Source organism: Streptomyces sp. NPDC051576 (assembly GCF_040681835.1).
Taxonomy (GTDB): Bacteria; Actinomycetota; Actinomycetes; order Streptomycetales; family Streptomycetaceae; genus Streptomyces.
The window spans coordinates 26,996-37,071 of sequence record NZ_JBFAZO010000014.1 but is presented as its reverse complement, the minus strand read 5'-3'; the positions used below and the strand labels follow the sequence as shown (position 1 = coordinate 37,071).

The following is a 10,076-nucleotide window of genomic DNA, read 5'->3' as shown; positions in this document are numbered from 1 at the left end:
GCTGATCAAGGTCAGGAGTCCCGTTTCGGGAGGGATTTATCGCCATCTGTACTAGAGCTGCGGATCTTGTAACGGTTGGCGGTCACGTGCGTTGAGTCGTCATGATGCCGGATGCGCCGACTAGTGAAATCGCGTCGCTGGACGCGGAGTTGACGTCGTTCACGGACTCGGTCGCCAGCCTGTTCGCGCAGCCCGAGCCGCGGGTGATCTTCCGTGATCTGATCGCGGGCTTGCTGTCCGACGGCTGGACCCGCGCGCGGGCACGCCTTCATCGGGCACCGTCTCCACCTCCCCGAACGCTGGACGTCGGATACGGAACGCTGCCGTCAGGCGGGCGTTCCCGACGAGGTCGCCTTCGCGACCGAGCCCGCCCAGGCCGCTGAGCTGATCGGTGAGGCGATCGCCGCGCGGGAGCCGTTCGGGCGGGTCGCGGCGGACGGCGGCTACGGGCAGTACACCACGGTCCGTCACCACCTGCGGGAACAGCGCGGGCCGACGGCCTCCTCACCCGCACCAGCCTCGAGCAGTGGGAACAACGGTCGTGCGGCGAGGGTGCAAAGGGCCAACGCTTCTGCGACTGGGACCTGTTCGAAGTCGACGTCAAGGACGACGAGCCCACCGACGGATTCGCCCACTTCCTCCTGATCCGCCGAAGCCGCAGCGACCCGCTCCACCCGCACCTGCGCGACTGTACGAGCCCGCCGCCCCCGTGGGCGACCGGTTGGTCCCGGTGACCGTCGCAAGTCCCGTCCTCTACGACCCCGAGGGAGCCCGCCGCGATGGCTGACACCGCCCTTTCCGTGCCCCGCCGCAGCCCCCTTGCCGGTGCCGCGGAGCGGATGGCCGCGGCGACCCGCTCCTCCGGCGGAGCGGTCCGGCTGGCCGAAGTCCCCTTCCTGGCCCGGGTGAACATCCGACTCGACCCGAAGGGCGCGGCGGCGGACGCCGTAGGACTGGCGCTTGGTCTGTCCGTGCCGCTTGAGCCCAACACCTTTGAGCGGTCCGGGGAGTTGACTGCATTGTGGCTGGGACCCGACGAATGGCTGCTCGTGGGGCCGCCGGACAGCCAGGGGGAGTTGGAGCGCCGGATCCGGGAGGCGAGCGGGGACGAGTTCGTGGCCGTCACCGATGTCTCGGCGCAGCGCACCACCCTTGTCGTCTCGGGCGCCCGGGCCCGCGACCTGCTCGCCCACGGCTGCGCCCTGGACCTGCACCCGCGTGCCTTCGGCCCCGGACGCTGTGCCCGGACCACCCTGGCCCGCGCCCAGGTCGTGCTGGTCGCCCGGGACCAACTGGGCGCCGGAGTCTGGGTGTTGGTCCGCTCGTCCTTCGCCAGGTATATGACGGACTGGCTGCTGGACGCGGCGACGGAGTACGTGCGGCACGACTGAACGGGCCGCATGCCGAAGGCCGTTCGCCCGTCACCGGGAGAACGGCCTTCTGCGTGTTCGGTGTTCACGGCCTCAGGCGGCCTGCCCGACCTCCGCCTCGTCGAGGCGCTTGCTCCTGGGGATGAGAGCGACGAGGAGCGCGCCCGCGGTGACGCAACCGACCACCAGCCAGAGCCCGTTGGTGAAACCCTTGTCGAGGTAGAACTGGGTGCCCTTGAGGACCGCTCCGTGCTGGGCCATCACGACGAAGGCCAACTGCGAGACGACGATCTGGGCGACGCCCTGGCCGAGGGTCTGGACGCCGTTGGCCAGCGCCTGTTCCTCGGGGCTGACCACCTCGATGATCATGATGGGGACGACGGCGACCACGATGCCCGTGCCGAGTCCCGCGATCACACCCATCTCGATGATCTGCGGGGCGTTGTGGTGCAGGTGTGTGCCGATGCCGTAGCCGATCGCCGTGAGCGCGGAACCGGTGGCCAGCAGGATGCGGGCGTCCACCCGGCGGGCGAGCAGGCCGGTGCCGACCGCGCCCACGATGATCATGGCGCTGATCGGGCTGGTGACGAGGGCGTTGTGGGTGCCGGACCAGCCGAGGCCTTCGGAGATGGTGGGGATGTTCGGCATCAGGATCAGCAGTTGCAGCACCACGCCCACGGCGCTGAGCGAGCCCGCCGCGATCGAGGTGGCCAGCAGGACGGTCCACACCGGACGGCGGCGGGTCATGGACAGCGGGAAGAGCGGCTCGGCGACCCGGCGCTCGACGAGAACGAAGACGACCAGCGCGACCGCCGCGCCGACGACCCAGGCGACGAACCTGCCGCTGCCCCAGCCCCAGTGGGAGCCCTGGCCGACCGCGTAGACGATCGCCGTGACGCCGCCGCCCAGGAGGAGTCCGCCGATCCAGTCCATACGGCCGGCCGCCGCGCGGATCGGGCTCTCCGGCACGAACACCGCCACCAGCAGGAAGCTGACGGCCGTACTGATGGCCATGAACCACAGCACGCCGCGGAAGCCGTAGTCGTCGAGCAGCCAGCCGGACAGGAACGGGCCGCCGAAGGCGACCAGGCCGACGCCGCCGGCCAGGACGCCGCTGGCCAGTCCGACCCAGCGGCGCGGGAAGACGTCACGGGTGATGGCGTAGGCGAGCGGGGCGGTCGCGGCGTAGATGCCCGCGATGCCGCGGCCGATCAGCAGGGTGCGGTAGTCGGTGGCGACGGCGGCGAGCAGGTCGCCGGCGAAGCCGAGCCCGGTGGCGACCAGAAGTACGCGCTTCTTGCCGAAGATGGCCGCCGCCTTGACCACGAAGGGCAGGAAGAAGGTCCCGGTCAGCAGGGTCATCAGGGTGAACCAGGCGATCTCGGTCGTCCTGAAGTGGATCGCGATGTCGGCCTGCGCGATGCCGGACAACGCGGCGACGAGCGAGACCAGTTGGACGGTCCACACGAGCGCGACGACGATGAGGACGTTGCGGGCGGTGGAGGTTGGTCTCTCGTCTGCCGACGGGGGACTGGTCTGGGTCTGGGACATGGTGCGGCCTTCCATGGGTGAGCGGCGGCCTGGAGGGCGGCTCCGGGCCGGGCTGAGGCTGGCGATAAATTAGACCTAACGGTCGGTACAATCAATGGTTCGCGCAGAAATAGGTCCGCCGGTGATATGGCCTGCGTCTTCGACAAAATCGTCAACAATCTGGTCGACGCTATTGCCTGCGGATTGTCGGAGGGTTACGTTCCTCGCCGTGCCCCTCGCACGTCCCCAATCGGCGATCGAACGGAGTACCCGGCATGCCCAAGCTGTTCAGAAGGTGTCGGTGGAATTCAGCCACCTTCATCACCACCCTCGCGGCAGCCCTCGCGCTGGTGACGGGTGCGAGCGTGGCGCTGGCCAACAGTGCGACCGGCAGTGCGCAGACGGCCAACTCGGCCTCTGCCGACGCCGTTTCGGCGGCCACCACGACCTCCGGCATCGCACCTGCCATGTCCTGCTCCGGCATCGCCCAACTCGACCTGGCCGCCGCCGTCCCCGGCGTGCCCTTCGAGATCACCTCGGCCACCGAGCTCACGGCGAGCGCCAACACCCTTGGCAACTGGGCCGCCTGTGACGTCAAGGGCGTCATCGCCCCGCAGCTCCACTTCGAGATCAAGCTGCCCGAGACCGGCTGGCAGGCCAACTACCTCCAGGTCGGCTGCGGCGGCCTGTGCGGCAACACCAACGTGACCAACGCGCCCGCCTCCACCGGCTGCGTCCCGCTGACCACCGGTGCCTTCGCCGTGGCCTCCAGCGACGAGGGCCACTACCAGGGCGGCGGCCTCTTCTCCACCGACCCGACCCTGAGCGCCGACTTCGGCTACAAGTCCGACCACGAGCTGGTCCAGGCGTCCAAGGCCATCATCGAGAAGTACTACGGCCAGGCGGCCACGCACTCCTACTTCGACGGCTGCTCCCAGGGCGGCCACCAGGCCCTGACCGAGGCCCAGCGCTACCCGACCGACTTCGACGGCATCATCGCCGGCGCCCCGGCCAACAACTTCACCGCGCTGAACACCTTCTCGCACGCCTGGACCGCCCAGTCGGTGTACCTGAACGGCGGCCCGGCCACCATCACCAACGCCGACCTCGCCGACCTCCACAAGGCCGTGCTCAAGGGCTGCGACGCCCCCGCCGACGGCATCATCGCCGACCCGCTGAGCTGCACCTGGGACCCCGGCACCATCCAGTGCGAGACCGGGCAGACCTCGACGTCCGACGCCTACTGCCTGACCGCCGACCAGGTCACCACCCTGCGCCGCATCTACGCCGGACCCACCGACGAGCACGGCCAACTCCTCTACCCGGGCTACCAGTTGCGCGGCTCCGAGCTGAACTGGGCCGGCATCATCACCCCGGCCACCGCCACCGCCAACTCCGGTGACATCAGCTTCGTCCGCGAGACCCTGCGCTACCAGATCTTCGACAGCCCCCAACCGGCCCTGACGTACAAGGACATCAAGTTCACGGCCGCCTACTACAAGAAGGTCATGCGGCCCAACGAGGGCATGTACGACGCCACCGACCCCGACCTCACCGCGTTCAAGAAGGCCGGCGGCAAGCTCATCCTCTGGCACGGCCTGGGCGACCAGCACATCCCTGCCGTGGGAACGATGGCCTACTACAAGGCGGTTGAGAAGGTCATGGGCGGCGAGGCGGCCACCAAGACCTTCGCCCGGCTCTTCCTGCTCCCCGGCGTCGCGCACTGCGGCGGCGGCCAGGGCCCGGACACCTTCGACGCGCTGACCGCGATCACCGACTGGGTCACCAAGGGCACGGCCCCCGACAGCCTCACGACCAAGTCGGTCGACAGCAGCGGCACCACCACCGCGACCCGCCCGGTCTACCCCTTCCCGTACTACGCCAAGAACACCACCGGCGGCTCGGCCACCGACGCGAGCAGCTACACCCCCGTCAAGTCCACCGCCGAGGCCGGCCTCAAGCTCAACTGGCTCGGCTCCTTCCGCTCCGGCTACGAGACGGTCGGCAACTGGGTCGGCCGCCAGTGGGTCGTCACCAAGGGAAAGAACTGAACTGCCCCAGGCAGTCCGCTGATTGACCTCGCGGCCCCCGGCTCTACGCCGGGGGCCGCGTCGTTGTGACGACCCCGCCCGTCACCGTCGTCGCCACCCTGCGCAGCGCCTCCGTCTCCGGCGGGCTGTTGTCCTGACCGGCGGCCAGGAGGTGCCCCGCTCCGATCAGGGTGCGGGCGAGGGTGTCGATGTCGGCGTCCGGTGCGATACGGCCGAGGTCGCGTTCCGCCGAGAGGTACGACGCGAACATCGCGGTGCCTTCCGTCAGCAGGGGGATGCCGGTCGGCGTGGTGCGGCGCAGCCGGGCGCGCAGGGCGTCCCGGGAGATGACCAGGCCGACGATCGCCACCGCGACCGGACCGAACAGATCCGACAGCGCGCCGGTGAGGTTGTCGGCGACGGTGCCGGTCCCGGCTGCCTCGCGCAGGGCGGTGGACTGGGCGTCGAGCCGGCCGATGCGGTCCAGGACGAGGTCGGCGAGGAAGGCGTCGAAGTCGGCGAAGTGCCGGTGCAGGACGCCCTTGGCGCAGCCCGCCTCCGTGGTCACCGCCCGACTGGTCAGCGCGCTCGGCCCGTCCCGGAGCAGGATCCGCTCGGCGGCGTCGAACAACTGCTCACGCGGATCACGCAGGGCCACCCCTGTCGGCATACCGTGCGACCTTCCTTCCGCGCCCTGCCGTGCCCCGGCAGGTGGACGCGTGCCCCACCGTAGACGAGTGGGCGTGTGCCCACTATGGTGGGCGCATGCCCACTCCCACCCCTGAACAGCGGCTCAGCGTGCAGGACTCGCACCGGGCGCGGCAGATCGCGGAGTCGTTCGGCACGGACGCCGAACGCTACGAGCGTGCCCGGCCCGGCTACCCCGGCGCCCTGATCGACCGGATCGTCGACGAAAGCCCCGGGCCCGACGTCCTCGACGCCGGCTGCGGAACAGGCATCGCGGCACGGCAGTTCCAGCAGGCCGGCTGCCGGGTGCTCGGCGTCGAACCCGACGCGCGGATGGCCGAGGTGGCGCGACGGCTCGGCGTCGAGGTCGAGGTGTCGACCTTGGAGACCTGGGACCCGGCCGGCCGGGCGTTCGACGCGGTGGTCGCCGCCCAAGCCTGGCACTGGATCGACCCGGTCGCGGGCGCCGCCAAGGCCGCACAGGTACTGCGCCCCGGCGGACGACTGGCCGCGTTCTGGCACGTCCTCCAACTCCCGCCCGACATCGCGGAAGCCTTCGCCGAGGTCTTCGCACGAGTGGTGCCCGAGATACCGATCAACCTCGGGAGCCTGTCCGGGCCGCCCGAGGCCACCTACGCGGGGATGCTCACCAAGGCCGCCGACGGGTTCCGTACGGCGGGCGGGTTCGGCGAGTCGGAGGAGTGGCGGTTCGACTGGGAGCGGACCTACGACCGGGACGCGTGGCTGGACCAACTGCCCACCGTCGGCCTGCTGACCCGGCTCCCACGCGAGAAACTGGAGCCGCTCCTGGAGGATGTCGGGGCGGCCGTGGACAAGGCCGGCGGCAGCTTCACGATGCGCTACGCCACGGTGGCGGTCACCGCTACGCGGACCGGGTGACGGCGGCCGGCCGCTCTCACATCCGCCCCGGAACCCGCTCCAACGTACCGGCCACATCCACCCGCGCCGCGATCTCGACCAGCGCCTGCCCCGTCACGGAGACCGGCTCGCGGCGGGGCAGCAGGAGGCCGATGCGTTCCGTGCGGACTGGATTCACCAGCGGCACCGCCCGCATGCCGGCGGGTACGCCGAAGACATGCAGCCAGGCGTGGGGGACGACGCTCGCCCAGCGGCCCGTCCGCACATGCGCGAACAAGGACGCGATCGAGTCGGTCTCGACGCGCGGCCGGGCCGGGGCGCCCACCTCCTCGAAGACGGCGTCCAGTACGCGACGGCCCTGCATCATCGGATGCAGCAGACACAGGGGCTGCTGGGCCGCCTCCGCCCAGGACGCCTCGGCCGGCTGCCCGGCGTCGGGCGGTGTCCGTGTCAGCAGGACGTACCGCTCCCGGTAGAGGGCGATGAACCGGAACCGGCGGGCGGCGGAGGCGCTGAAGTAGGTGATCGCCGCGTCGAGTTCGTACGCCTTGAGCTTCTCGACGATGTCCTCCGCCCGCAGATCGGCGAGCACCTGCACGGTCGCGAGGGGGTTCTCCGTGCAGAACGGCTCGGTCAGCAGGGACACCGCCGTCGAGGCGGTCGGCACGGATCCGATGCGCAGCCGACCGCTCAACCCGCCGCGCAGCGCCCGCACTTCCTCCGTCATCGCGTCGCGGTCGGCGAGAATGCGCTGCGCCCATACGACGATGCGCTCACCCTCCGGTGTGAGCCCCTCGAACCTGCGCCCCCGCCGCACCAGCGGCACGTCCAGTTCCTCCTCCAGCTTGCGGATGGCCTCGGAGAGGGCGGGCTGTGAGACATAGCACTCCTGCGCCGCGCGGGCGAAGTGGCGTACGCGCGCGAGGGTGACCAGGTATTCGAGTTGGCGAAGCAGCACGCCACAGGTCTACCTCGTGCGGGCGCCGACGCCCGCACGACCCGCTGATAGGTGCCGCCTATCACGTGATCACATCTGTGTGTTTGACCGTGATCACCCGGCGAAGGAGAGTGCGGAGAGCAGGGCATCAGCCCGCGCGCGGTCGATGAGCGGACGAGAGGCACGGCGGTTGTGATGGGCGGCGGCATCGAGGATCCGGGCGAGGAAAACCTGTCCGTCACAGCTCCCAAGACCTGGGCGACCGGAGCACCGGCCGTCGCCCACGCCCTGCAGTACGCCCTCGGCCAGACCACCGTGCGCCGCACCGCCCTGACCCTGCTCAACATCAACCAGACCAAGGGCTTCGACTGCCCGGGTTGCGCCTGGCCGGAGCCCGCGCCGGGCAAGCGGCACAAGAACGAGTACTGCGAGAACGGCGCCAAGCACATCGCCGACGAGGCCACCTCGCGCCGGATCACCGCCGACTTCTTCCGCCAGCACACCATCGCCGAACTGGGCGCCGCCTCGGACTACTGGCTCAACCAGCAGGGCCGGCTCACCGAACCCATGGTCAAGCGCCCCGGCGCCGACCACTACGAGCCGATCGGCTGGGACGAGGCCCTCGGCCTCCTCGCCGCCGAACTCCGCGCCCTGGACAGCCCCGACGAGGCCCTCTTCTACACCTCGGGCCGGCTCGCCAACGAACCCGCCTTCCTGCTCCAGTTGTTCGCCCGCGCCCTCGGCACCAACAACCTGCCCGACTGCTCCAACATGTGCCACGAGTCGAGCGGTTCGGCCCTGAACGAGACCCTCGGCATCGGCAAGGGCAGCGTCAGCCTGGACGACATCTACGACGCCGATCTGGTGTTCGTCGTAGGGCAGAACCCGGGCACCAACCACCCGCGCATGCTGTCCGCCCTGGAGGAGACCAAGCTGCGCGGCGGGAAGGTCGTCGCCGTCAACCCGCTGCCCGAGGCAGGGCTGTTGAGGTTCAAGCACCCGCAGAAGGCGCGCGGAGTGATCGGGCGGGGCACGGCCATCGCGGACCAGTTCCTGCAGATCCGGCCCGGCGGCGACCTCGCCCTGTTCCAGGCGCTGAACCTGCTGTTGCTCGAAGCCGAGGACGAACACCCCGGTACGGTCCTGGACCGGGAGTTCATCGCCGCGCACACCACCGGCTTCGACGACTTCGCCGCACACGCCCGCAAGACCGACTGGGCCGACGTACTCGACGCGACCGGGCTGAGCCGCGAGGAGATCGAGGAGGTCCACGCGCGGGTGCTCGGCAGCAAGAAGATCATCGTGTGCTGGGCGATGGGACTGACCCAGCACAAGCACGGCGTGCCGACCATCCGCGAGGTGGTCAACTTCCTTCTGCTGCGCGGCAACATCGGCCGTCCGGGCGCCGGGGTGTGTCCGGTGCGCGGTCACAGCAACGTGCAGGGCGACCGCACCATGGGCATCTGGGAGCGGGTGCCGCAGGCCTTCCTGGACGCACTGGAAGGGGAGTTCGGCTTCACCCCGCCCACGAAGCACGGCCTGGACTCGGTCGACTCCATCCGGGCCATGCGGGACGGCCGCGCGAAGCTCTTCCTCGGAGTCGCGGGCAACTTCGTCCGCGCCACCCCCGACAGTGACGCCACCGAACGGGCCATGCGCACCTGCCGGTTGACCGCGCACATCTCCACCAAGCTCAACCGCTCCCACGCCGTCTGCGGCGAAACCGCCCTGATCCTGCCGACGTTGGGCCGCAGCGACCGTGATGTCCAGGCGGGCGGCGAGCAGTTCATGACGGTCGAGGACTCGATGAGCGAGGTGCACACCACCCGGGGCCGGCTCGCCCCCGCCTCGGACCGGCTGCTCAGCGAGGTCTCCATCATCAGCCGCCTCGCCCGGCTGGTCCTCGGCGACCAACCCTCCATCCCCTGGGCGGAGTTCGAGGCCGACTACGACACCGTGCGCGAGCGGATCGCCCGCGTGGTGCCCGGCTTCGACGACTTCAACACCCGGGTACGGCAGCCGGGCGGCTTCCGGCTGCCCAACCCGGTGAACCAGATGAAGTTCAACACCCCCAGCGGCAAAGCCGTGTTCACCCGGAACGACTTCACCATGCTCCGGGCGCCGAAGGGTCACCTGATCCTGCAGACCCTGCGCTCCCACGACCAGTGGAACACCATCCCCTACGCGATGGACGACCGCTACCGGGGCATCAAGGGCGGCCGCCGCGTCGTCCTCGTCCACCCTTCAGACCTAAGGGAGTTGGGCCTCGCCGACCGCGACCTGGTCGACCTGGTCAGCGTCTGGCAGGACGGCGTGGAACGCCGGGCCGAGGCCTTCCGGGTCGTCGCCTACTCCACCCCACCGGGCTCCGCGGCCGCCTACTACCCGGAGACCAACGTACTGGTGCCCCTCGACAGCGTCGCCGACATCAGCAACACCCCCACCTCCAAGAGCGTCGTGGTCCGGCTGGAGCGGGTCTCCGAAAACGTGTCCCGAGGACCTGTGCCAGTGTGAGGCGTGCCCGCCGGTGATCACGTGAATCCCGCGGTGATCTCGCGGAACGAAGGCGCGCCCCCTGGATTAGGGTGCGGACATGCGAGGTTTCGGCAGAAGTACGGCAGTCGGATGCGGGGAACGGTGATG

At 70.1% G+C, this 10,076-nt stretch carries 8 protein-coding genes; 5 read left to right on the top strand and 3 right to left on the bottom strand.

Features of this window, described 5'->3' with window-relative positions; translation table 11 throughout:
* Positions 1-270 precede the first annotated feature (270 nt).
* Positions 271-645 carry a transposase gene (locus tag AB0M63_RS37360; RefSeq protein WP_366022656.1) on the top strand — a complete coding sequence of 125 codons (375 nt, stop codon included), beginning with the start codon at positions 271-273 and terminating at the stop codon, positions 643-645.
* A 134-nt stretch (positions 646-779) separates the two neighbouring features.
* Positions 780-1,391 (top strand): sarcosine oxidase subunit gamma family protein, encoded by a 612-nt coding sequence (locus AB0M63_RS37355; protein ID WP_366022488.1) that lies wholly within the window; start codon positions 780-782, stop codon positions 1,389-1,391.
* A 72-nt stretch (positions 1,392-1,463) separates the two neighbouring features.
* Here the strand turns inward: AB0M63_RS37355 and AB0M63_RS37350 are convergent, their stop codons facing one another.
* Complete coding sequence (locus AB0M63_RS37350) at positions 1,464-2,921, bottom strand: MFS transporter (protein ID WP_366022487.1); 1,458 nt, start codon at positions 2,919-2,921, stop codon at positions 1,464-1,466.
* Positions 2,922-3,175: 254 nt separating this feature from the next.
* On the opposite strand from AB0M63_RS37350, the gene AB0M63_RS37345 reads away from it, so the two are divergent.
* The gene (locus AB0M63_RS37345) at positions 3,176-4,951 is read left to right on the top strand and encodes a tannase/feruloyl esterase family alpha/beta hydrolase (RefSeq protein WP_366022486.1); all 1,776 of its coding nucleotides are present in this window, start codon (positions 3,176-3,178) and stop codon (positions 4,949-4,951) included.
* Between the two features lie 43 nt (positions 4,952-4,994).
* Here the strand turns inward: AB0M63_RS37345 and AB0M63_RS37340 are convergent, their stop codons facing one another.
* Positions 4,995-5,600 carry a TetR family transcriptional regulator gene (locus AB0M63_RS37340; RefSeq protein WP_366022485.1) on the bottom strand — a complete coding sequence of 202 codons (606 nt, stop codon included), beginning with the start codon at positions 5,598-5,600 and terminating at the stop codon, positions 4,995-4,997.
* 95 nt (positions 5,601-5,695) lie between these two features.
* Here AB0M63_RS37340 and AB0M63_RS37335 point away from each other — a divergent pair, with 95 nt between their 5' ends.
* Positions 5,696-6,517 carry a class I SAM-dependent methyltransferase gene (locus AB0M63_RS37335; protein WP_366022484.1) on the top strand — a complete coding sequence of 274 codons (822 nt, stop codon included), beginning with the start codon at positions 5,696-5,698 and terminating at the stop codon, positions 6,515-6,517.
* A 16-nt stretch (positions 6,518-6,533) separates the two neighbouring features.
* On the opposite strand, the gene AB0M63_RS37330 is transcribed toward AB0M63_RS37335, so the two are convergent.
* Positions 6,534-7,454: a LysR family transcriptional regulator gene (locus tag AB0M63_RS37330; RefSeq protein WP_355920134.1), complete on the bottom strand. Its 921-nt coding sequence runs from the start codon at positions 7,452-7,454 to the stop codon at positions 6,534-6,536.
* A 174-nt stretch (positions 7,455-7,628) separates the two neighbouring features.
* On the opposite strand from AB0M63_RS37330, the gene AB0M63_RS37325 reads away from it, so the two are divergent.
* Positions 7,629-9,947 carry an FdhF/YdeP family oxidoreductase gene (locus AB0M63_RS37325; RefSeq protein WP_366022483.1) on the top strand — a complete coding sequence of 773 codons (2,319 nt, stop codon included), beginning with the start codon at positions 7,629-7,631 and terminating at the stop codon, positions 9,945-9,947.
* Positions 9,948-10,076: the final 129 nt, after the last annotated feature.

Bases quoted from the DNA above. Each gene is read 5' to 3' on its own strand.
- AB0M63_RS37355 (WP_366022488.1), top strand. From the start codon at position 780: ATGGCTGACACCGCCCTTTCCGTGCCCCGCCGCAGCCCCCTTGCCGGT.
- AB0M63_RS37350 (WP_366022487.1), bottom strand. From the start codon at position 2,921: ATGTCCCAGACCCAGACCAGTCCCCCGTCGGCAGACGAGAGACCAACC.
- AB0M63_RS37345 (WP_366022486.1), top strand. From the start codon at position 3,176: ATGCCCAAGCTGTTCAGAAGGTGTCGGTGGAATTCAGCCACCTTCATC.
- AB0M63_RS37340 (WP_366022485.1), bottom strand. From the start codon at position 5,600: ATGCCGACAGGGGTGGCCCTGCGTGATCCGCGTGAGCAGTTGTTCGAC.
- AB0M63_RS37335 (WP_366022484.1), top strand. From the start codon at position 5,696: ATGCCCACTCCCACCCCTGAACAGCGGCTCAGCGTGCAGGACTCGCAC.
- AB0M63_RS37325 (WP_366022483.1), top strand. From the start codon at position 7,629: ATGGGCGGCGGCATCGAGGATCCGGGCGAGGAAAACCTGTCCGTCACA.